The sequence below is a fragment of the Pseudomonas sp. UBA6699 genome, assembly GCF_002454615.1.
Classification (GTDB): Bacteria; Pseudomonadota; Gammaproteobacteria; order Pseudomonadales; family Pseudomonadaceae; genus Aquipseudomonas; species Aquipseudomonas juntendi.
Genome location: NZ_DKJF01000100.1, coordinates 15,049 through 36,013 on the forward strand (window position 1 = coordinate 15,049; position 20,965 = coordinate 36,013).

The 20,965-nt window shown below is 53.1% G+C and carries 20 protein-coding genes and 2 pseudogenes; 9 read left to right on the forward strand and 13 right to left on the reverse strand.

What is annotated here, in order from left to right; all coding sequences use genetic code 11:
• The first annotated feature begins 1 nt into the window (after position 1).
• Both B3361_RS19200 and B3361_RS19205 read left to right on the forward strand, forming a co-directional pair.
• On the forward strand, positions 2-508 hold the full coding sequence (locus tag B3361_RS19200) for a hypothetical protein (protein WP_154211835.1): 507 nt from the start codon (positions 2-4) through the stop codon (positions 506-508).
• 9 nt (positions 509-517) lie between these two features.
• Positions 518-961, forward strand: coding sequence for a DUF421 domain-containing protein (locus tag B3361_RS19205; RefSeq protein ID WP_104886485.1), 444 nt, complete (start codon positions 518-520; stop codon positions 959-961).
• Between the two features lie 27 nt (positions 962-988).
• Here B3361_RS19205 and B3361_RS19210 read toward each other — a convergent pair whose 3' ends face one another.
• Positions 989-1,129, reverse strand: a complete 141-nt coding sequence (locus B3361_RS19210) for a hypothetical protein (RefSeq protein ID WP_016711387.1) — start codon at positions 1,127-1,129, stop codon at positions 989-991.
• A 340-nt stretch (positions 1,130-1,469) separates the two neighbouring features.
• On the opposite strand from B3361_RS19210, the gene B3361_RS19215 reads away from it, so the two are divergent.
• The 3 genes from B3361_RS19215 to B3361_RS19225 all read left to right on the forward strand — a co-directional run bounded on the left by B3361_RS19215 (position 1,470) and on the right by B3361_RS19225 (position 4,108).
• Positions 1,470-3,224 (forward strand): glycoside hydrolase family 15 protein, encoded by a 1,755-nt coding sequence (locus B3361_RS19215; protein WP_154211855.1) that lies wholly within the window; start codon positions 1,470-1,472, stop codon positions 3,222-3,224.
• 93 nt (positions 3,225-3,317) lie between these two features.
• Entirely contained in the window at positions 3,318-3,782 is a 465-nt protein-coding gene (locus B3361_RS19220) for a hemerythrin domain-containing protein (RefSeq protein WP_154211834.1), read from the forward strand.
• A gap of 77 nt (positions 3,783-3,859) precedes the next feature.
• Complete coding sequence (locus B3361_RS19225; RefSeq protein ID WP_154211833.1) at positions 3,860-4,108, forward strand: hypothetical protein; 249 nt, start codon at positions 3,860-3,862, stop codon at positions 4,106-4,108.
• A gap of 92 nt (positions 4,109-4,200) precedes the next feature.
• On the opposite strand, the gene B3361_RS19230 is transcribed toward B3361_RS19225, so the two are convergent.
• Together B3361_RS19230 and B3361_RS19235 are read right to left on the reverse strand one after the other, a co-directional pair.
• On the reverse strand, positions 4,201-5,340 hold the full coding sequence (locus B3361_RS19230; RefSeq protein ID WP_154211832.1) for a glutathione-independent formaldehyde dehydrogenase: 1,140 nt from the start codon (positions 5,338-5,340) through the stop codon (positions 4,201-4,203).
• 293 nt (positions 5,341-5,633) lie between these two features.
• Positions 5,634-7,856 (reverse strand): hypothetical protein, encoded by a 2,223-nt coding sequence (locus B3361_RS19235; protein WP_182336532.1) that lies wholly within the window; start codon positions 7,854-7,856, stop codon positions 5,634-5,636.
• Positions 7,857-8,087: 231 nt separating this feature from the next.
• On the opposite strand from B3361_RS19235, the gene B3361_RS19240 reads away from it, so the two are divergent.
• Positions 8,088-8,375 (forward strand): DUF3892 domain-containing protein, encoded by a 288-nt coding sequence (locus tag B3361_RS19240; protein ID WP_154211527.1) that lies wholly within the window; start codon positions 8,088-8,090, stop codon positions 8,373-8,375.
• 236 nt (positions 8,376-8,611) lie between these two features.
• On the opposite strand, the gene B3361_RS19245 is transcribed toward B3361_RS19240, so the two are convergent.
• The 4 genes from B3361_RS19245 to B3361_RS19260 all read right to left on the reverse strand — a co-directional run bounded on the left by B3361_RS19245 (position 8,612) and on the right by B3361_RS19260 (position 10,583).
• Positions 8,612-9,181 (reverse strand): hypothetical protein, encoded by a 570-nt coding sequence (locus B3361_RS19245; protein ID WP_154211526.1) that lies wholly within the window; start codon positions 9,179-9,181, stop codon positions 8,612-8,614.
• Between the two features lie 100 nt (positions 9,182-9,281).
• The gene (locus tag B3361_RS19250) at positions 9,282-9,656 is read right to left on the reverse strand and encodes a hypothetical protein (protein WP_154211525.1); all 375 of its coding nucleotides are present in this window, start codon (positions 9,654-9,656) and stop codon (positions 9,282-9,284) included.
• A 2-nt stretch (positions 9,657-9,658) separates the two neighbouring features.
• Entirely contained in the window at positions 9,659-10,129 is a 471-nt protein-coding gene (locus B3361_RS19255; protein WP_154211524.1) for a hypothetical protein, read from the reverse strand.
• A 49-nt stretch (positions 10,130-10,178) separates the two neighbouring features.
• Positions 10,179-10,583 carry a DUF6957 family protein gene (locus B3361_RS19260; protein WP_097156141.1) on the reverse strand — a complete coding sequence of 135 codons (405 nt, stop codon included), beginning with the start codon at positions 10,581-10,583 and terminating at the stop codon, positions 10,179-10,181.
• Between the two features lie 119 nt (positions 10,584-10,702).
• Between B3361_RS19260 and B3361_RS19265 the strand changes: the two genes are divergently transcribed.
• Positions 10,703-11,164 (forward strand): helix-turn-helix domain-containing protein, encoded by a 462-nt coding sequence (locus B3361_RS19265; protein ID WP_027615279.1) that lies wholly within the window; start codon positions 10,703-10,705, stop codon positions 11,162-11,164.
• 270 nt (positions 11,165-11,434) lie between these two features.
• Here B3361_RS19265 and B3361_RS19270 read toward each other — a convergent pair whose 3' ends face one another.
• The 5 genes and pseudogenes from B3361_RS19270 to B3361_RS19290 form a co-directional block, all read right to left on the reverse strand.
• Complete coding sequence (locus B3361_RS19270; RefSeq protein ID WP_027615280.1) at positions 11,435-11,902, reverse strand: hypothetical protein; 468 nt, start codon at positions 11,900-11,902, stop codon at positions 11,435-11,437.
• Between the two features lie 4 nt (positions 11,903-11,906).
• Positions 11,907-13,790, reverse strand: a complete 1,884-nt coding sequence (locus B3361_RS19275; protein ID WP_286920325.1) for a hypothetical protein — start codon at positions 13,788-13,790, stop codon at positions 11,907-11,909.
• Positions 13,777-15,594 (reverse strand): site-specific integrase, encoded by a 1,818-nt coding sequence (locus B3361_RS19280; RefSeq protein WP_182336534.1) that lies wholly within the window; start codon positions 15,592-15,594, stop codon positions 13,777-13,779. Before B3361_RS19280 ends, B3361_RS19275 begins: the two co-directional genes overlap by 14 nt.
• 3 nt (positions 15,595-15,597) lie before the next feature.
• Positions 15,598-16,701: a tyrosine-type recombinase/integrase gene (locus B3361_RS19285; protein ID WP_081741864.1), complete on the reverse strand. Its 1,104-nt coding sequence runs from the start codon at positions 16,699-16,701 to the stop codon at positions 15,598-15,600.
• Between the two features lie 442 nt (positions 16,702-17,143).
• A pseudogene (locus B3361_RS19290) lies at positions 17,144-17,602 on the reverse strand (DUF808 family protein); the annotation flags it as partial.
• A 132-nt stretch (positions 17,603-17,734) separates the two neighbouring features.
• On the opposite strand from B3361_RS19290, the gene B3361_RS19295 reads away from it, so the two are divergent.
• The gene (locus B3361_RS19295) at positions 17,735-18,346 is read left to right on the forward strand and encodes a TetR/AcrR family transcriptional regulator (RefSeq protein ID WP_009683940.1); all 612 of its coding nucleotides are present in this window, start codon (positions 17,735-17,737) and stop codon (positions 18,344-18,346) included.
• A gap of 128 nt (positions 18,347-18,474) precedes the next feature.
• Here B3361_RS19295 and B3361_RS19300 read toward each other — a convergent pair whose 3' ends face one another.
• Positions 18,475-18,915 carry a GlcG/HbpS family heme-binding protein gene (locus B3361_RS19300; RefSeq protein ID WP_009683941.1) on the reverse strand — a complete coding sequence of 147 codons (441 nt, stop codon included), beginning with the start codon at positions 18,913-18,915 and terminating at the stop codon, positions 18,475-18,477.
• Between the two features lie 256 nt (positions 18,916-19,171).
• Here B3361_RS19300 and gcl point away from each other — a divergent pair.
• A pseudogene (gene gcl / locus B3361_RS19305) lies at positions 19,172-20,947 on the forward strand (glyoxylate carboligase).
• The last annotated feature ends 18 nt before the right edge of the window (positions 20,948-20,965 follow it).

The following is a 20,965-nucleotide window of genomic DNA, read 5'->3' on the forward strand; positions in this document are numbered from 1 at the left end:
CATGTCGGAAGATGAACTGCTATCCAGACGTCACCCTGTTCAAGAAAACATTTCCCTGCAGCAGCGCGTCTGGCGCTTCGAGCGCGTGGGGTGGTACGTGCTCGTGGCCATCGTATTGCTTGCCCTGGCCGGCCTGTTCGGTAATGGCCCGTTGAGCGATGCCGAGGTGGTGAGCCAGGATGGCCGGGTACGGGTTGAGTATCAGCGCCTCAGCCGAAGCGGCACGACAGACAGCCTTTTCATCACCGTTCAGGGTACCCCTGGTCAGCCGGTGGAGGTGCAACTCGAGGGATCATTGCTCCGGGACGCCAGTATCGAGACTTTGCAACCGGAGCCGCAACGATCGATGTCGCATGGACAGGCCATGCTGTTCCAATTGGGTACTCACCAAGATGGCGTGGCCACCTTGTACTTGACTCTTCGAAGTGAGCACGTGGGGACGCTGGAGGGCAGCGTCAGGGCTGGCCCTGAAAGCGCCGTTCACTTCTCCACATTCCTTTACCCCTAGGAGTGCGTCATGGATTCGATCCTCCGCGCAGCCGGGATGTACGTCGCACTTATGCTGCTGTTTCGCGTAGCCGGACGGCGCTCACTGGCCGACCTGACGACCTTTGACTTCGTCTTGTTGCTGATCATTGGGGAAGCCACCCAGCAGGCACTTCTGGGCGAGGATTTTTCATTCACCAATGCCATGCTGGTAATTGCCACGCTGATCGTTTTGGACGTCGGCCTTTCACTCGCGAAGCTCAACTCCAAGCCCTTGGCCAGGTTTCTGGATGGGCACGCTACCCTGGTTGTTGAAAATGGGCGCTTCCTGCATCACCGCATGCGTCGCGCACGACTCACGGAGGACGATATCCTTGAGTCAGCGCGGGACAGCCAAGGCATCGAGAACATTGAGCAGGTAAAGTTCGCTATCGTCGAACGCAATGGAAAGATTTCGATCATTCCTGCCGAATAAGGCACGGAGCTCCACCTCTCAGGCCTTTTAGAGTGCAAATATCGCCTGGCTATGGTCGATGGTAGGGATGGGCATCAGTTCGCGCCGGGATACCAGCCAGGCCCGCATCCGCTCGGTATCAAAAATCTGACCCTCTTCCATCATCACCAGAATGAGCGCTTGGGACATTCGGTAACAGCCGCATTTAGAACAGCGTCGCTCTTCCCATCCACCGGTGCATTCGACGGACTCAGCTTGCCCAGCGCAAATCAGACAACTCATGTAAGCCCCCTTTTGTTCTTGTTCCTTGCAGGGTAATGCGAGGGCACAAAGCTCCCTTGTGTCCCGCTTTACATGAGATATTCATGCCAATCCTAAATTCCCTCTATTTGCGCAACGCTCACATAAGACGAACCAGACGCCAGATAGCCATGTCGGAATCAGAACACATGATCTCGAAGGCACACCGATGGAAAGAGAACCGGTAGCAGCTCAACAGGGTGCACCTGAGCGAGATGAGGGTGGCTGGTTGCCCCTGGAGCAGTATGGTGCACTCGGGGATGGGCGTTCCGTGGCACTGATTGGTCTGGACGGTTCCATCGACTGGTGGTGTGTGCCGCACATGGATTCACCTCCCCTGTTCGACAAGCTGCTGGCTCCGCAAACAGGAGGCTACTTTTCCATTACCCCCAACGAGCCGTTCGTTGCTGAGCGGCGCTACCTGCCAGGCAGCAACGTCCTCGAGACACTCTTCATCACCCACGAGGGTCGTGCGCGGCTGACCGAGTCCTTGAACAGTGGCCCCGCAGGGCGTTTACCTTGGGCCGAACTTGCCAGGCGCATCGAAGGTATCGAGGGTAAGGTCGACTTCGACATCGCCATCGACTTCGGAACCCAAGCCGACACGGTAAGCCCCTACGTGGCGCCGAATGACAATGCCTGCGTTTTTCATGCGGGCCGAATACTCGGCATGTTCCTGCACGACCATCAGGTGCAAATCGAACGGGAGGATGACATGGGTGTTCGTGCTGTCCTTAGCCTTGCAGCAGGACAACGCTCTGTGGTTGCCATCATCGCAGGACGTGATGAGCCTCTGGTGGTACCGCCATTGGCCCTGATCGATGAACGCATCGACGGCTCGCACCGGGAGTGGTGCCAATGGTCGAAGGGGCTGGTCTACGACGGCCCGCACCAGACCCAGGTCGTCCGCAATGCGCTGGCCCTCAAGCTCCTGCTGTCCTCTCCAAGTGGCTCGATCATGGCGGCAGCGACCTCATCCCTGCCCGAACGGATTGGCGGCAGCAAAAACTACGATTACCGCTTCGCCTGGATACGCGACGCCGGCTACACCATCGAAGCATTTCTGGGCATCGGCGCGCAGCCAGAAGCCAAGGCTGCATTCACTTGGCTACTGCGCCGGTTGGATGAACATGGGCCACGGGTGTTTTATACCCTGGACGGTGCAATCGGTGATTGCGTGCGCCCTGTCGATCTACCTGGTTACAAAAACTCGCCTCCAGTGGTTGGCAACGACGCGCGCGACCAACTGCAGCATGGCGTGTTCGGCGACATTTTCGAAACCGCCCGTTGCTTCATCGACAGCGGCAACATTCTCGACTCGCCGAGCGCCACAATCCTGTCCAAACTTGCCGACCAGTGCGCCGACTGCTGGAGGCAGGAAGACGCTGGCATCTGGGAATTGCCGGAAAAACAGCATTACACAATGTCCAAGATCAGTTGCTGGCAAGCCTTGAGCCGGGCCATCGAATTGGCCGATGGCGGTCACCTTCCCACCACATGCCGGGAACGCTGGGATCGCGAGCGACAGCGCATCCAGCAATGGATCGAGGCGCACTGCTGGAGCGAAGAGCGTCAGGCATACCTGTTCTATCCAGGCAGCGACCGACTGGACGCCTCGCTGGCACTGGCCGTCAGGTTCGGTTACCCCAGCCAGGAACGTCTACGCAGCACGCTGGAAGCCATTGATCATGATCTGGGGGCCGGCGCTTTCCATTATCGCTACACCGATGCACAGGAAGAGGAAGGTTGCTTCCTGGCATGCACATTTTGGCTTATCGAAGCCTGGGCCATTCTGGATAACCAGGATCGCGCCGAAGCCGCCCATGCAGACGCTTTGCAAGGGCTGTCACACGGTGTAGGCATCTACTCGGAGATGATCGATCCGCAGACTGGACAATATCTGGGCAACCTTCCGCAGGGTTTGACCCACCTGGCAGCCCTCAGAGCCGCAATGGCCATCGGGGGCTGCCATCCTGAACGATGACGCCAAACATCATCTGCGTTGAACCGTCTCGCTTGGCGGCTACTCAACCACAGGCAAGTTCTCCATTCTTTCAATCCGTGATGAGGTAACGCCATGAACGCTATCGACTTACTGATTCAAGACCACAAGCTGGTGAAGAGGCTGCTCGAAGAGCTGTCGACCACCACCGAGCGAGCGGTGAAAAAGCGGGCCGATTTACTCCACAGGATCGAGCAGGAGCTGCAGATTCACACCGCGCTCGAAGAAGAAATTCTCTATCCGGCCATCAAGGAAGCGGGTGGCAAGGAAGAAGCGAAAATGTACTACGAGGCCAAGGAGGAACACCGGACTGTCGACGCCCTCGTCCTACCCGACCTCCTGCATACCGAAACCGGCACCGTCGAATTCGCCGGGAGAGTCAAGGTCATGAAAGAGTTACTGGAGCATCACATCGAGGAAGAAGAAGCCGAGCTCTTCCCCACGGCGAAGAAGCTGCTCAGCAAGGACACCCTCGAGGAGCTTGGGCAAACAATGGAAATGCAGAAAAAGATGCTCAAGGGCGAGCGCCGAGCCGCTTAGTGGAGCCATCACCTGCCAGCTCTTTAGAAGCTGGCAGGTGATCAGCTTCAGATACCCATTATCAGTTGGAAGGTTTCATGGAATATTGGATTGGGTTACTCGAATGGCCCGCCATGGTGATGACCGTGCTGGCAGCCTGGTGCATCGGTTCGCGCCGTCCGGGTAAAAGAAAGATAGGATTCTGCTGTTTCATCGCAAGCAATGTGCTTTGGGCTGTGTGGGGCTGGCAAGCACATGCCTGGGCTCTGATCATCCTACAGTTCTGCCTCTGTGCGATGAATCTGCGAGGGTGGCGGAAGAACACGCAACTGGAAATTGCCGGGTGATAACGCCTTGACAAGCAGGAGAAGGGTTGCCTTTAAAACATGCAGGTTGCCCTTCTCACCAAGCTTCCGTCCCTGGAAGCAGTGAGAGCGGATCACGCAGCAGGCTTGAGAACCACTTTCGTCCAGCCATCATCCCGCGCATCGAAGTGCTTGTAGGCATCTGGGCCTTCGGCCAATTTCAAACGATGGGAAATGATCTGCGAGGGCTTGGCGCGCCCATGATGGATAAGCTCTGTCAGACGGCGATTGTAGGCCTTTACATTCGCCTGACCTGTCCGGATCTGTTGGCCCTTGAACCAGAACGCACCGAAGTCGAAGGCCATCTTGCCCTCCTTCGCCAGTTCGTTTTTCGCTCCAGGATCTTCTGGCACAAACACCCCAACCACGCCGATTCCGCCAGTGGCCTTGGTTGAAGCGACCAAGTTGTTCATGGTGAGGTAGTTCGCTTCATGGCCATGCTTGTCGCAGCACTGGTAACCGACGCACTCACAGCCCCGGTCGGTGCCTTTGCCGTGGGTAAGGTTCATGATCTCTTCCACTGCTTTTTGCTCGACTGCGTTGATGGGAGTTGCCCCAAGCTGCGCGGCAAGCTGTAGGCGATCCGGCTGGTTGTCGATGACGAAAACCTGGGACGCGCCTTTGATGATTGCCGAATGCGCCGCCATCAGGCCAACAGGCCCTGCGCCGTAAATCGCAATGCTCTCACCAGGAAGCAGTCCGGCCAGCTCAGTTGCATGCCAACCAGTTGGGAAAATATCCGAGAGCATGACGTAGTCATCTTCTCGTTCCTGGGCGTCCTCAGGCAGCACCAGGCAGTTGAAATCCGCATACGGAACGCGGAGCAGTTCCGCCTGACCGCCTTGGTAGGGCCCCATCTCAGCAAAGCCGTAAGCGGCGCCGGCAGAACCGGGGTTGGCTGTCAGGCAGAATCCCGTGAGCCCTTTTTCGCAGTTCTCACAGAACCCGCAGCCGATGTTGAATGGCAGGCAGACGCGATCACCAATTTTGACCCGGTCGACTCCGGCGCCCACCTCAATCACTTCGCCGAGGTTTTCATGGCCAAAAACTCGACCTGTCTCGAAAGACGTGCGGCCTTCGTACATGTGCAGGTCAGAACCGCAGATGTTGGTCGTGGTGATACGCACCAGTACGTCGGTGGGCTTCTCGATTTTTGCGTCAGGAGCATCCTTGACCGCGACGTCACGTGGGCCGTTGTACACGATGGCTTTCATGTTGAACTCCCAAAGTCAGGGGCGACGGAAAAGCGCCCTACTCTGTTCAGGTGAATCCAGCGTCAGTACGTTCAGCGTGTTGATTGTAGAGGCAGACCGGTGGCGCTAAATGCTGTCGCTCCCACCGGAACAGGGATCGCGTGAGCTATGAGGTTGGAAGCGAGACTCTGAATACAGTGCCAGATTGCACACTGGATTTGACATCGATGGAGCCACCATCATCTATAGCATTGCTGATAGTAAACGTCCGCGCTAGATCTCATACGTTATATTGCTCAAGGTCTCGATGAGGCCTAGACGGCATTCTTATCTAAAGAAGGAAGCGAATTTCCCTGGCTTCGTTTGGCATGAAACTCTCTTACCTCATCCCACGTCATTTTGATCGCGATGCTCAATGCAGACGACTCGTCTATTACATAGACTTCCCCCTCTGGGTCACTGATCGGCGACACCAGCCGGAAAGGCTCCTGCAAACGACCGCTACCGATCATCCCATTCTGGCTGAAAATGACAGCGGGACAATGATCCCCTCCTTCGTATAGAGCTTTCACACCAGCCTTCAACCACTCCCAGTCCACTTTCCCAGGATGCGGAGGCCTGGTGGTGTGAAAAACGACAGGGATGATTGAATCCAACCCTCCTACGATCTCATCAGGAAACCCTGACACAAGCACTTCATCATCAATAGTTCTCAAAACTTCGGTAACAGCGGCCCCACTCGCCAAGTCCATACCCGGAATGAGATGCGGCTCTAGGAACGCCATAAATCGAAGGTATCTTTGAGAATGCAACGTCTGTCCTTGACTTCCCTCAGCTTTAGCTAACACGGCAACGAGTAGGCTTCGAATGAGCTTGGCTGCTTCATTTGGTTCGATGTGACTAATGCTCCCCTCCTCCCGCAATTTAAAAAGAGATGAATTGCAATAGCCAAGATCAAAACAAGCCTGATGAAATGGGTGGCGTTGGCTGACTAGGTCTTCGCTGACCCACTGAGCCAGATTCTGCACGGACTCAAACCGCTTCGAGGGTTCGTTGGACAGGTGGGGCATTGGCGTGACGACTTCTTCAGTGATATCGTACATCTGCTTCATCTCGATGGCGTATCGGAGTGCTTCAAGTTGTGCCCACTCAACCATTGGCTCTATCTTGGCGGCATGTTCTTTATCGGGTGACGCATTGAACGCAGCGACCGCTAATTCTCCGAGGACACGACCAGCGAGGAAGGCATCGCTGCACTTAATCACACCTCCTGAGAATGGCACTCCAAGCGAGAGGTTCGCCACCAAGGTCATTCCAACCGCAGGATCTGTCCAGTCCAGCTGACTCCTCCCTACGAATGGCATGTAGTTCTGTCTGACTGCCGAGTTGCAAACAAAGTCCCGAGCATGCTGCCCCAAGCTCCCCCAGAAATCGAATCTCGTAGGCACAACCCTATGACGGTATTGTCGAGTCTTGAGATGCCACTGGAAATCGCCGCAAAACTCCGGATCGAAATGCTCTTCCAACAAAGGAAACGCAGCTTTCGCAATGTCATAAACAGTGGTGGGCGTCTGCCCTAGAAGGTCACCTCTACGGTTGTGAATGAACGCTCCAGCTTCGGATTCTCGTTGAGGTAGACCATGGTCTCTACACCACGCATACATCGCATAGGGATCGATGGCGGTAAGCGTAATGCACCACCTACCCCTCCCAAATCCGTGGACGTCACGCCAAAGCATCATAAATCCGTGTGATCCAGCCCGATCCCCTGCCCTAGCGATCACATCCATAGCTGAAAGAACAGCTCTAGGGGGCCAACGCTCATCGTCCTCAACGAAGCCCCTACGATCATTCAAGGAGAGCTCATCTCCTAATTGATCTATGCCTTTGTAAGCAAGGTAAAGGTCAATTGACGTCAGCGCTTCGGGGGGAAGGTTCGTACTACCCGTCAGGTGCCAGGCTTCCGGCAAGTGCGCAACCAGGCCAAATCCAGACTCATTGCTGGTGAGTCGAAGTGCCAGGCACTGCTTTCCTGACCAAGCATTCATGCTACCTACAGCGTGAACCAGAAGAGTTGACCAATCTGAGGCGACAACTACGAAGCACACATCGAAATGCCCCAAGAATGGCAACATGTTTCGAAGCTCTTGCTCATATCCCGCAAGTTCTGTGACAGTCTGACGCTCTGTTTCGCTCGCACGCTTCACTTCAAAAACCACAAGAGTTTTGGTCTCTGAATTGAAACAAAGGATGTCTGGGCGTAGCACTTCACCAGTAGTAAGAGAAATGCTTTTATTAATCGATATTATTTCCAATAGGCTAAGCCTACCAAGCACATGCCTAGCCGCTTCAGCGGAGGTTCGTCGCGAGATGTAGTCGATACTAAAGGCTGGCAAGAAGCACTCTTCACTACCTAGATCTGCCAGCGACAGGACAGCCTCCTGACCCTGGATCGTATCCAAGAGCTCCTCTTGCTCTATAAGTTGCTGCAACCACGTTACCACTTCGGATTCGGGAGGGAGTTTCTGCGCTGACATGACTGTCCTTGACTTGACGAATACAAACGGTCAAAAATCTTTCCTCAACTCGAAGAGACTAGCCCACTCTAGGCAAGAAGCGAAGGGCTTTATGAATATCTTCGGGCCTGAAGCCAACAATTTGGCGTCATTTTTTACACCCGCCGCACCATTGACATGCATAGCCGAAAGTTACTACAAGGTAGTGGCGCGACTCTACGCGCATTAAAAACCCTACGAAAGGAACTCGCAATGGCAGACGTAGCTGTGACATGCGTTACAAAACCTAACGTGAACAGTGCTCACGAGCACATCACCCACTTGGGTAATCCAACTGCGGGTTGGAAATGGACAAGGGAACAGGTGATTCAAAGCATCGATGCTAAATCGAATACTTTTTATGTCCAAGACCCGGCTAGTGGGAAGAAGGCTTACATCGGCGTAGTTAGGGAAAACGGCAAGGCTGCTTATCTGCGAACTTATGCTGATGGGCAATGGAACAACAACCTGCTCTCCTTGAACCAATGCCCCTTGGGCTAATTCTACATAAATTAGCTACCAGGCTGGGCTCTACATTGATGAGTAGTAACTTCATTCATGCGGAGCCCGACTAGCTGCATTGCTACCAGCAGCAAGTCTATGCGAGACCATGCTGGAACTCAGAGATCCGGCAAGCGGAGCGCGCAGACGGGAGGGTGAAAGCCCGACAGGGCCAAAACCCGCCTTGGGCGGGATTTGGTTCACGCCAGCCGTCCGCGAAGCGGCCCGCTCATTGGTTATCGGTGAAGCTTACTGAACCTCTCCACCACCCGAGCTGGCGCAATCGACTGCCATGTATCGAGCACAGTGGTTTTGTAAAACAAATACACCCCTGTACCGGCAAAGAAAGCGCCAACCGCTAACCCTGTGATCGATGCCAACCAAGTAGCGAGAGTTCCTTGGCCGGAAATAGACATACGACCACCACTGAACAAGAAATCTACCAAATATGCGAAACCTATGAAGCTCGCCACAAAAGCTATTGCAGCCATAATCGCTGCTGTTATTAAGATATTAATCTGAACCTTATAACGCATACTTGGCACTGACAACAGCCTACCGCTCGCAGTCCGAATAGCATAGACAACTGCGATATTCCTGATTTTATTCTTCGAATTCTGCACAAGCGCGTAAAACTCGACCTGACTACCCTGTTCAAGCTCCTCATAGATAGCCAATGGAATTTTAAAGTTCGGGATGACCACTCCATCCACTCGCATAATCACTTGAACGACGTCAGAAAAATGCTCGAAAACTCGGATCTCCTCCAAGCATCCCGATATTTTGAGGTAGTCGAACTTAGTCACTTACAGCTCCTTGCTTAACTGCCTATATTGCAGGCACAGGGATACCTAGGGCATGAACCAGCCATACCCTTGGCTCATTTCGAAAAATTGATTCCCGCGATTAGGTGTTGGAGTACCGATTACCCACCAGGCGCCGGAATTCGTTGAAGCTACGCCGCCCACCATCGCGTTGGAATGTAGCTATCGCGTATCGGGAGTGGATCGTGGTAATGACCCAAAACCTCCCCTCCTTGGCTGCAGCGAGGATGTCGGAGGTTTGAATAAGGTGGCCATCCGCGTATCGCCCATGCGGCCCCTTCCTGGTATGCCCGAACACGACGCCAACCGCGCTGTGCCTACTGATGTGGACATTTACAAGAACCGCCGTGACCTCTTCTTCGAAGCCCTGCCCGACCGCTCGAGCAATCCGAAGCAGGTCGAAATCTGAGTAGCGTTTGACGTAGAAGTCGACTTCCACTTCGCTGCTCTCTGTCATGGTTAATTCCCCCCAAGCCCTGCAACAGTAGCGGAAGTCGAGACACGACTGCGATACAGCTCTTTCAGCCCGGTCAGGGAATCGACGTTGAGGCCTGGTTCATGCGAGTCGATGTAAACCTCACCGCCCTCAACCTCAAGGATCGAGACCGGCAGTTCATCCACGCTGAAGCCCATGGAGAGAGACCTCAGCTTTTGCATCTTCCAGCCATCGCCTTTGTTCATCCATGCGGGTGTGACGGCTTGGACTTCCCGAACAACCAGGCTCTCATCTTGAGCCAACAGCAGCTCAACGAGCCGAGCCTCATCGTTGAGCATCTCCTCATAATTCCTGAATTGGCCTTCATGGAGACGCTGAACGCTCACGTGGTACCAGTGGGTAGCGAGAGCTCGGGAAACGCCATGCCAATGCATCAGCCCGTCGCCGAACATACCGGGGATGCCTGCCATGTCAGCTTGGTGAGAACGGAACATATCTTGATCTCTGAAACAGTCGAGTCGTCACAAGCGGGGGCCGCGACACCTAGAAGATTGAGAAGATGCCTTGCAGCGAAGACGACTTGCGTTGTCCTGGCCCTTTGAGCACGTAGACGGTGTTTCTAGTCTCGAAGAGGTAGCCTTCATTGAAGGTTCTAGCGATTGTCGACCGCACCCAATCGCCAGGCTCGAAACGGCGCTGTTCGTCATGCACGACCTTGTGGGCAAACAAGAACATGGGCTGACATCCTGCCGCAGATACCTTGGCCTGCTCATCTTCCGTGAGGATGGCATCCAAGATCACCCACTCCTCGACAACGCAAAGAGGCATCCACTTGAAGTGTTCTCGAGCTGCGAGGAGCAAGTCATCGAGTGGCAGTTCAGAGCCCACCAGATCAATGCCTCCCTCCCCCATCAGACCGTCGCTGAACGGGTCATCCATCAAGCACATCCCCGGTTCTATTTCCCATAAATTGCTGGCTAAGCCGCGCGACCGCCAAAACAACAACTATAGACGTTTGTTTGGCGGCAGGCAAACGGGGCATACCTCTTGGTTTTTGGGGATTCGTAATGTCGCTCCGTCAGTCCTTCGCGGCAGCGCTACAGGTACTGCGCCTGCGCAAAGGGATATCTCAGCCCGCGATGGCCAAGCACGTGGATCAGCGGACTGTTAGTAACCTGGAGTTGGCCAAGAGCTCTGTGACCTTGGATACGGGCTATAAGCTCGCCGCAGGACTAGAGATTGAGGCAGTGACCTTGGTCGCTCTCACCATTGCTTCGCACCACCAACGGACGGCTCGAGAAATACTTCTCGCTTCCCTCGCTGAGATAGAGGCGCTGGATCTCGCTGATGCCGCTGTCCCTGCCGAGCCGGAACGGCTGACTCCTCTGAACATTTCAGGAGCAAGGGAAAAGCTGGAAGCAGTCCAAGAGCTGAAGGCAAAAGGACTCACCCAAGCTGAGGCTGCAAGGCAACTGGGCATGCCTGAGTCGACGTTGCGTCGGTTGTGGCACCAAGCATCAAAGGGCTGATGTTCAGAGCAGCATAGGAGAAGCCACCGCTCTTAGTGCCTACCCTAGCTACAGAGATGCAAGTGTAATACAACTGCGAGGTGAGGAAGCCGGGATGGGAACTGCGAATGGCCGTCTTAGTGGGTTGCTTATTTTCAAGCCAAGCGACCGCCATTTGTGAAGGGTGGTGGCAGGCCCATAGGTGCTTTACTCCCGCTAGTCTAGACCTGTTCATTACCACCTTAAACAGTCGACACGCTCCTGCCGGGGCATTACTTATTTACAACAGCCTCACTTTACCACTTTGAGCTGCCTGAGCCGATTATTTTCTTCTGTCAAAATTTTTATGCGGGTTTCATTCCGCTGCCTCATGACATCAAGATTTTCGAGATCTCGCTTCATATCAATTACACGATGAAACCAATGCCCAGCCTTCCGACGAGCAATCTCCAACTGACTTTCTAGATGTGCAATACGATCCTTATCAGACTTTTCAAGATTAGCACTAACAACCGCACCGACCGCCCTTTCCCGCTTGATCCTTTCGAGCTCTGAAAGCGGCCACCCTAGCCCCCCCTCAATCAGACTGTTATCCTTAGATCGGTTTCGTATGGTATTTCGGTGAACCTTCGCTTGCTTAGCTAGACTGGATTGCGTAGCAGGAAGTTTGGCATCCTTCTCGATCTGCGCTAAAGCAGCTGTGATTGCCAAAGTCACCAATTCGAAGTCTTCAGAGTTCTTTGAATCAAATGCTGACATGAAGTTAACCCACAGTAAGCGACGCGATTACACCGTTGGCTTCTGCAACAGCTGCTTCAAACTGTTCTTTACCATAGAAAAACCGAGGATCATTCAGCATTTCCATATTGTGATCTCTCACAGCCTTCCATCCAGGAATATGCTCATCAGTAATCACCGCATTTTTGCATTGGTTTGGATTACACCGCAACTGACCTATACATGGCGCACCTTCTGATCCGCCTGGATCATCTTTCCGGCCTGAACAATAGCCAAGTGCAGTATTCGCAAAAACCGCGTCAGTCAGCCTGCCCAGTTCACCCATAATCTCAGGCTTTGTAAAACCAGCCCCCATCATTCCTTCGAAATAATCCTGCCTCCTCTGGGCGAATTCACGAGCGCCGCCTCCTGAGACAACCGATTTAGGGGAGAAGATTTTCTCAACCTTCTGCTTCTTAAATTCCGACAGGAAGAAACCTGCCATTTGAGACTGAAGTAACGCAGCACTGTTACCATAAACCATAGTAGCCTCTGATGGCAGACTTAGCGCTTGATCATACACATGTTTCAACTGATAACTAATATACGGCATACCTAGGTTTGCTTTGATCATTTGCCGCGTAAGTGAATGCTTAAATTGATGGGAGTTAAAAACCCAACCCGCGAACGTCTCACCACGATCAATTTTAGTGAAATACTTCTTCATGGCAACATGAAAACCTGAATATGAGTAACCTTTCTTCCCTTCTGCCCCATTGTCCATATCAGCCCCTGTCATCAGATTATTTTGTGAAAACAGGTAGCTACTACCTTTAATAGGCGCGAGCGCCTCTAATGCCTCAACCGCATCAATAACTGCATCAATAGCCACCCAGCTTTCATCACTCAAATCTGCAGCAGACTTAGTCTTAAATACTTTTCCAGTGACCACATTATAACCATCAGCTTTGCTCCGACACCCCATTCTCAAACTCGTGAGCTCTGAAAAGCGACCACCAGTATATAAACCGACAACACATTGCGAGGCCATATTAACCTCTTGCAAATAACCGGCAATCTCACCGATTGAAGTACCATGACGCCTCAATCTCTTTTCAATATAGCTTTTTCGACCAACACCGGCATAAGCAGCACGATATTCCACATACTGTCCGAACAGGTACTTCATGTCGTGATTTGCGATTGCATCACTAGGTGCGTATTCGTATACGTCCTCATTCAGTAGCGGCAACCCCATTCGAAGTAAAAAATCTTTCACTCGCGCCAATGACGAATAACTAGCCTCAGCAAATTGCTCGTCAGTCAACCATCGTACTTCCCTCCCATCACCCGTATCCTCAGGGACTACGTCTTGCTTGGGTTTAGATAGAATCTCCTTGATACGAAGATTCGTTTTGGCGTCAAATTTCATGACCCCACCAATTATTTGACCAGCGGCAGCACTAAAGACCAGGTTCAAAACTGGCTTGAGCTCACTCCGATTCCCACCATAACCAATAAGAGCAGACTCGACATCCGCCTCTGTGATATCAGCCAGAGAAACATCCAAAGAAAGGATATCATTTGCAACCAAAAACTTTTCCAGCAGCCTAAGGATTACTTTTGCCCGAGGAACAACTGTTTGTGCCTTCAAGTTCCTTTTCCCACGAAACCATGATGGGATTTTGAGGTAATATAAAAATATTGCCTGCAACTCGGCAACAATCCTAGGACTGATTTGACGCTCACCCCAATTTATCCTCAACCGTGTCGCATCAATAGAACGCGCTCGTTCTTTGGTATCCGCTACAAAATCCCAGACAAGATCTCCGACTAACGAGACCGACGAAACCCTGATATTTGCGACGAGCTCGCAACAAGCTCCCTTCTTGGCCTCATCAAGTAGAAATTGTACTTCAGCCTCTTTCATGTTTCCCCCTCACCAAGAAAGGATCCGTGTAAACTTCGAGATTTTTAGACTGCTGATTTGCCATGCAAAGAACCTCTTCAGAAAAGTCACTGTTCTCCCCTAGAATTCCATCCAGAACACTAAGATTCTGGATGAGTACAGCGCGATGCGTTGTAGCACCTGCACCATTTTCTAATGCAAACTTATAACCCCGCTGCATTGCAAATAGTCTAGGCAAGTGCTCTTCCAAAATGACAACCTTCGAACATCTCAAGCACATATTGAAATTTGTGCATGCCTGCCCTTCTACCCACCCTGTTGCCTTCTTAATTCGGGCTGGCGGGTTATACACATCGAGACAAAGCGCTGTTGCAGTAGAAAAAATAATTGCCGGATTATTAGTTTTCTTCATTGCAATTTCTTTGGGATGCCTAATTTGCTCCTCCCTATTCTTTCGAATATTAGAAAGGCACTTGTGGAGCTCTCGCCTAGCTTTCGGAGCAAAATTATGCGCAGCAATGTATCTCATTGTAGTAACAACATCGCTATGTCCAAGAATCGCTTGAATTACGGAAATGTCTACTCCCGCCCCCAAAAGCCTGGACACTAATGATGGCCGCAACCGGGAGATGTTAATTTCAAGAGCCTCACCATGATCATCTCGCAAGCCATATTTATCAACCATATATCGGCACCATTCAAACATATACCTATTAGGCTGGAGCAAGTTTCTTACCTGCCCCGATGCAGGCCCATGTGTAGGCATATAAATGAACAGGTAGTCTTCTTCACCATCAACAACCTCAGGTCGAATAGACCCTGTGATATCAAGAACTCGATTCCAGATTTCTTCAATTTTACTAGACTGCTTAACCTCAAGAGGCATGACATCTTGCTTTTCAGCACTGACTTTATCTAAATTACCGGTCAAGAGACCCTCATGCAGATCTGTATCACCCTGCCCCCTACCTTTCCAGTAATAGATACAAGGCTTACCGGTTAGAGGATGAGATTTGATGTAGTCAGTTGTCTTAAGAGATTGCGCAGGGGTTGCATTTAAGCCTGTCCAAGTTACAAGCTTGAATAAAAAAGGCATAATCACATAAGCATCAAGCCCCATAATCACACCCCATCGAAGGAAGAGAACTCTTGTTCCGCCATGTTTCTTTGCAGCCATGTAGAATTTCTTTTGAGCATGACTCATGGTTTTAGAGTAAACAAAAGGCTCACAGTCAAGCTTATTCTCGAACCACCATTTCAAATTGTTTTCATCATCGCTCCATCCTGGAGCAAAACGAGTACCGACAAAATCCGGGGGCCGTCCACATCCGGTAGGTATGTATCCCGACATAAGCTTGCTTTCGACAAAGGTGATTTCTTCATCGAGCGCCCTATCGAAACTCTGAAACTCGCTCTCTGAGAACGAATTCCGCGTCGAAGTTTCCCGGAAGGTAGGATCAAGGACTACATCCAAAAAGCTCCGGTAATCATAAAATGAATTCACGACTGCATATGAGAGAACTCCGCGCACAGCGGATAAAACTGTCGCCCGGTATGACGAAGAGTAGGGCTGAAAATCCATGTGGTTTTTGAGATGAACCAAAAAGTATTGGTCTATCTCCTGCCCTACGCGTATCACTTTGCCTGCAAATCTGACATCGGAAGCTAGAAAGTTTATGACTAGACTTTTCGCCCCCTTGTACGTTGATTTAGTAGCTGGAACAGTGTACCTAGCTATACTTGCATCGAAGATTGCGTGAACTTCAGCCAAAGGATTATCTTGAGTTGCAATAGGCAGGCTATGTTCAAATACAGAGTAGGTCACGGCTCATTTTTTCTCTTTGCTACGCGACAGATAGGTCGCTTGATAAATTTTGCTGGCCTCAATATATCTCGGCTTTACGTACTTAACGCCTAGCTCATCAACAAACAGCATAGGAGAAACGCCTGCATAAATATTGGTCGTGGACAAAAACTCATGACCTAACTGCTCCTTAATTAATATCAACTTTTGAACGTGATCATCACCAAGCTCTCCAGTTAGGAAAGTGAGAGCCGTACCATGCCTCAATCGGTGAGGACTCACTGTTCTTGGTTTAAATCCAACTCTTTTGGCAGTGTCGGCTATGAGCTTCTGAATTCCCTTGACGGTGATCGGTTTTCCAAAAGAATTCAAAAACGCAGGCTTAGCATCCTTACAATACGCAAACCGATAACGGGAAGAACTATGGTACTTCTTGATTCTAGAATACATCGCACGAGTAATTATTACAGTTCGTTCCTTTGGAACTCCCGCGCGCCCTTTACTTCCTCGCACCGTAAGAGGAAGGTAAGCCAATTCAGCTGGCAACCCTTCTAACTCATCTATGTCATCCTTAGTAATCCTTATTAATTCTGATACACGCAGACCCAGATCATATAATGTGTGGACGGCGCATCGGTGCGATTCCCAATACATCCCTTCAAGTAACTTACAGACTTGCTCTTGAGTGACATACCTTGGCCTTTTCCTTTTCGGTTTCGGCGTGTCTAGCCCTGTATTTTCGAAGCCACTACTTTTCCTAACTCGACCACCTTCGCTCGACGCGAGCCAGACAAACAGCCCCTTTATAATTGTTTCCCGCAGCCTAATATAGGCAGCTTCGAGCCCTTGACCTTTAAGCAAGACCAAATATGCACTTATTACAGTGCGAGAAATACCGCACAAAATATCATCAACAGTATACCCCTGATAAACACCTAAACCCTCAAGATGCTCACAAAAGCCCTTGATATGATCGGCATATAAAAGGATTACCGGAAGTGGATGCTTATTAGTTTCAGCCTTAGCCTTTAAATAAGAACTTGGTAGCTCTGCAATACTTCCATCTTTGGAAAACAGCACTGGACATAACTTTAACTTACCTTGCGTTCTGATATTAACAATCTTCATGGCGCAAACGATAAAGATTAGCCTACGCCATCGCAAGAAATAATTCACCTAACTTTAGAACATTTTCTTACTGACACAACAATAAATATAACCAGCAATTTTAATTTAATTATTGATTAATTATTCATATATTGCCCAAGGCAAATAAAAGACAAGTAATCAGCGCAACGAGGGGTCGCTTCCAAGCAGTTGGTAGATGGATAACAGCCATCAAGCATGGTGCTCTCGCAAAATCGCACCAAGCGCAGGATAGGAAGGGATTTGGAGTGTGTTGCTTCGAGCTGCCTCTTAACACGCCAGCAGATTTGAGCATCGAGCCTTGCCCTAGCTATAGCAGCGGAGCATTGGAAAGGCGGTGAGGGATGGCCTCCGTGTGGAACGGGGGAGCTGCTTAAAAGGTAGGGAAGGAAGCCGTATTGTGCACTTTAGGATGGTAGACAAAAAGGATGAAGTCGGTACGCACAGCCCCCTTGATCTTGGCTTTCTCATACGCCACCAGGTCGACATTGGCATCGGCCACAGCCTGTTTGCGCGCAGCCTTTTGCGCCTCGTCGTCTTCTTTGCTGTGCAAGAACTTGTGCGCCAGCTTCTCGAAGCCCTCGAAGCACAGATACGCGCCGCCCAGCATCAGCAAGGGCGTGACCGCCCAAGGGATGAAAGCGCTGATCAGCAGGGCCGCCGGTACCAGAATGGCCTTGTTCATCAACGAACCCTTGGCCACCGCCCACACCACCGGCAGTTCACGATCGGCCCGCACACCCGTCACCTGCTGGGCATTGAGCGCCAGGTCATCGCCCAGCACGCCTGCGGTTTTTTTTGCTGCCACTTTGGTCATCAGCGAAACATCGTCCAGCAACGTGGCGATATCGTCGATCAGTACCAGTAGACTGCTTCCTGCCATGTTTGCCTGCATCCGAATGAGTAAATGCCCAGAATTCTAGCCCAAAGCCGCTGCCTTGAGCGCCCGTCGGGCCCGGTGCTACCATGCCCGATCCCTCTTAGAGGTGGCCAGACACGAGGAAGATCCCTGACCATGAGCACCATTCGCGAGCGCAACAAGGAATTGATCCTGCGCGCAGCCAGCGAGGAATTCGCCGACAAGGGCTTCGCGGCCACCAAGACCAGCGATATTGCGGCCAAGGCCGGCTTGCCCAAGCCGAACGTGTATTACTATTTCAAGTCCAAGGACAACCTCTACCGCGAGGTGCTGGAAAGCATCATCGCGCCGATCATGCAGGCGTCCACGCCGTTCAATGCCGACGGTGACCCGAAAGAAGTGCTGAGCGCCTACATTCGCTCGAAAATCCGCATTTCCCGCGACTTGCCCCATGCTTCCAAGGTATTTGCCAGCGAGATCATGCACGGTGCCCCGCACCTGTCACCGAACCAGGTGGCGCAGTTGAACGAGCAGGCCCGGCACAACATCGAGTGCATCCAGCGCTGGATCGACAACGGGCAGATCGCCCATGTAGACGCGCACCACCTGATGTTCAGCATCTGGGCGGCCACCCAGACCTATGCCGATTTCGACTGGCAGATTTCTGCGGTGACCGGCAAGGCCAAGCTGGCCGACAGCGACTATGACGCAGCAGCCGAGACCATCATCCGCATGGTGCTCAAGGGCTGTGAGCCCGAGCTGGCCTGACAGGGCCAGTGGGGCTGCTTTGCAGCCCTTTCGCGACACAAGGCCGCTCCTACAGGGTTACGCGATTCCCCGTAGGAGCGGCCTTGTGTCGCGAAAGGGCCGCAACGCGGCCCCGGCTATCTTGAGCATTACGCCGCTACTCCGGCATCCGCCAGCAACCCCACCTCCTCGATCGCACTGATCGCGCACTGTTCGTCGATATCCGACGTATCGCCGCTGATCCCGACAGCACCCAGTACCTTGCCGTCCTGATCACGAATCAGCACGCCCCCCGGCGCCGGCACTACCGGCCGTTCACCCATTCCGTTCAGCGCGGCAAAAAACGCCGGCCGCTGCTGCGCATCCAGCGCCAGCAAGCGCGAGCCCTTGCCCAGGGCTATCGCACCCCAGGCTTTGCCGGTGGCCACTTCCGGGCGGATCAGGCTGGCGCCATCTTCGCGCTGCAGCGCCAGCAGGTGGCCGCCAGCATCCAGCACCGCCACGGTCAGCGGCGCCGCATTGATCTTGCGGCCCGCCGCCAGCGCGGCATTTACCAGCCCAACGGCGACTTTCAGGTTCAAAGCGTTCATGAAAAGGTCCTCTTCTTGTTGTGAGAAGCCCTGAGGGCAGTTGAAAACCGATGAACAAATAGAACACAACGAAGATTATTTTTGTATACAATATTTTGAAATGATCGTATGCGATCACGCAAACTCCCGTTTTCATGGGCGCTCTGAGGAAAGCCAAGTGAACCGATGAAAACCCATTGACCTACAGCGCCAGGCGTGAATACACTCTATCGGAAAGCAAGTTGTATACAATTACAAAATCAATGAGGCACAAACCATGAGCAAAATGAGAGCAATCGATGCAGCCGTTCTGGTCATGCGCCGTGAAGGTGTAGATACCGCGTTCGGCATCCCGGGGGCTGCCATCAATCCGCTGTACTCGGCCCTGAAGAAAGTCGGTGGCATCGATCACGTCCTCGCTCGCCACGTCGAAGGTGCCTCGCACATGGCCGAGGGCTACACCCGCGCCAACCCGGGCAACATCGGTGTGTGCATCGGCACCTCCGGCCCTGCCGGCACCGACATGGTCACCGGCTTGTACAGTGCCTCGGCCGACTCCATTCCTATTCTCTGCATCACTGGCCAGGCCCCGCGTGCGCGCCTGCACAAGGAAGACTTCCAAGCTGTCGATATCACCAGCATCGTCAAGCCGGTGACCAAGTGGGCGACCACGGTGCTGGAGCCAGGCCAGGTGCCTTACGCCTTCCAGAAAGCCTTCTACGAAATGCGCACCGGCCGCCCAGGCCCGGTGCTGATCGACCTGCCGTTCGACGTGCAGATGGCCGAAATCGAATTCGACATCGACGCCTACGAGCCGCTGGCCATCAACAAGCCTGCCGCCACCCGCGTGCAGGCCGAAAAAGCCCTGGCCATGCTCAATGACGCCGAGCGCCCGCTGCTGGTCGCCGGCGGCGGCATCATCAACGCCGACGCCAGCGACAAGCTGGTGGCGTTCGCTGAACTGACCGGCGTACCGGTAATCCCGACCCTGATGGGCTAGGGCACCATCCCGGACGACCACGCGCAGATGGTCGGCATGGTCGGCCTGCAGACGTCGCACCGCTACGGCAACGCCACCCTGCTCAAGTCGGACCTGGTGTTCGGTATCGGTAACCGCTGGGCCAACCGCCACACCGGCTCCGTGGACGTCTACACCGAGGGCCGCAAATTCGTCCACGTGGACATCGAACCGACCCAGATCGGCCGCGTGTTCACCCCGGACCTGGGGATCGTTTCCGACGCTGGCAAGGCGCTGGACGTACTCCTGGAAGTCGCCCGCGAATGGCAAGCCGCTGGCAAGCTGAAATGCCGCAAGGCCTGGCTGGAAGACTGCCAGCAGCGCAAGGCCAGCCTGCAGCGCAAGACCCACTTCGACAATGTGCCGGTCAAGCCGCAGCGCGTGTACGAAGAAATGAACCAGGTGTTCGGCAAGGACACCTGCTACGTCAGCACCATTGGCCTGTCGCAGATTGCGGGCGCGCAGTTCCTGCACGTGTACAAGCCACGCCACTGGATCAACTGCGGCCAGGCCGGCCCGCTGGGCTGGACCATCCCTGCGGCACTGGGCGTGGTCAAGGCCGATCCGCAGCGCAAGGTCGTGGCGCTGTCGGGTGACTACGACTTCCAGTTCATGATCGAAGAGCTGGCGGTGGGCGCACAGTTCAACCTGCCGTACGTTCATGTGCTGGTGAACAACGCCTACCTGGGCCTGATCCGCCAGGCGCAGCGTGGCTTCGACATGGATTACTGTGTACAACTGGCGTTCGAGAACATCAACTCGACCGACGCTGCCACCTACGGCGTTGACCACGTGGCCGTGGTCGAAGGCCTGGGCTGCAAGGCCCTGCGCGTGTTCGAACCGGCCGAGATCGCCCCTGCCCTGATCAAGGCGCAGAAGATGGCCGAAGAGTTCCGCGTACCGGTAGTGGTCGAGGTGATTCTCGAGCGCGTCACCAACATTTCCATGGGCACCGAGATCAACTCGGTCAACGAATTCGAAGACCTGGCGCTGGTCGGCAACGACGCGCCAACCGCCATCTCGATGCTGGACTGATCGCCTGACGCCCCCAGG

Excerpts from the sequence above, each read along its gene's own strand:
- B3361_RS19235 (WP_182336532.1), bottom strand. The coding sequence starts at position 7,856 with ATGTCAGCGCAGAAACTCCCTCCCGAATCCGAAGTGGTAACGTGGTTG.
- B3361_RS19200 (WP_154211835.1), top strand. The coding sequence starts at position 2 with ATGTCGGAAGATGAACTGCTATCCAGACGTCACCCTGTTCAAGAAAAC.
- B3361_RS19270 (WP_027615280.1), bottom strand. The coding sequence starts at position 11,902 with ATGTCAGCATTTGATTCAAAGAACTCTGAAGACTTCGAATTGGTGACT.
- B3361_RS19265 (WP_027615279.1), top strand. The coding sequence starts at position 10,703 with ATGTCGCTCCGTCAGTCCTTCGCGGCAGCGCTACAGGTACTGCGCCTG.
- B3361_RS19240 (WP_154211527.1), top strand. The coding sequence starts at position 8,088 with ATGGCAGACGTAGCTGTGACATGCGTTACAAAACCTAACGTGAACAGT.
- B3361_RS19210 (WP_016711387.1), bottom strand. The coding sequence starts at position 1,129 with ATGTCCCAAGCGCTCATTCTGGTGATGATGGAAGAGGGTCAGATTTTT.
- B3361_RS19250 (WP_154211525.1), bottom strand. The coding sequence starts at position 9,656 with ATGACAGAGAGCAGCGAAGTGGAAGTCGACTTCTACGTCAAACGCTAC.
- B3361_RS19205 (WP_104886485.1), top strand. The coding sequence starts at position 518 with ATGGATTCGATCCTCCGCGCAGCCGGGATGTACGTCGCACTTATGCTG.
- B3361_RS19295 (WP_009683940.1), top strand. The coding sequence starts at position 17,735 with ATGAGCACCATTCGCGAGCGCAACAAGGAATTGATCCTGCGCGCAGCC.
- B3361_RS19220 (WP_154211834.1), top strand. The coding sequence starts at position 3,318 with ATGAACGCTATCGACTTACTGATTCAAGACCACAAGCTGGTGAAGAGG.
- B3361_RS19300 (WP_009683941.1), bottom strand. The coding sequence starts at position 18,915 with ATGAACGCTTTGAACCTGAAAGTCGCCGTTGGGCTGGTAAATGCCGCG.
- B3361_RS19260 (WP_097156141.1), bottom strand. The coding sequence starts at position 10,583 with ATGTGCTTGATGGATGACCCGTTCAGCGACGGTCTGATGGGGGAGGGA.
- B3361_RS19230 (WP_154211832.1), bottom strand. The coding sequence starts at position 5,340 with ATGAAAGCCATCGTGTACAACGGCCCACGTGACGTCGCGGTCAAGGAT.
- B3361_RS19255 (WP_154211524.1), bottom strand. The coding sequence starts at position 10,129 with ATGTTCCGTTCTCACCAAGCTGACATGGCAGGCATCCCCGGTATGTTC.
- B3361_RS19285 (WP_081741864.1), bottom strand. The coding sequence starts at position 16,701 with ATGAAGATTGTTAATATCAGAACGCAAGGTAAGTTAAAGTTATGTCCA.
- B3361_RS19275 (WP_286920325.1), bottom strand. The coding sequence starts at position 13,790 with ATGAAAGAGGCTGAAGTACAATTTCTACTTGATGAGGCCAAGAAGGGA.
- B3361_RS19225 (WP_154211833.1), top strand. The coding sequence starts at position 3,860 with ATGGAATATTGGATTGGGTTACTCGAATGGCCCGCCATGGTGATGACC.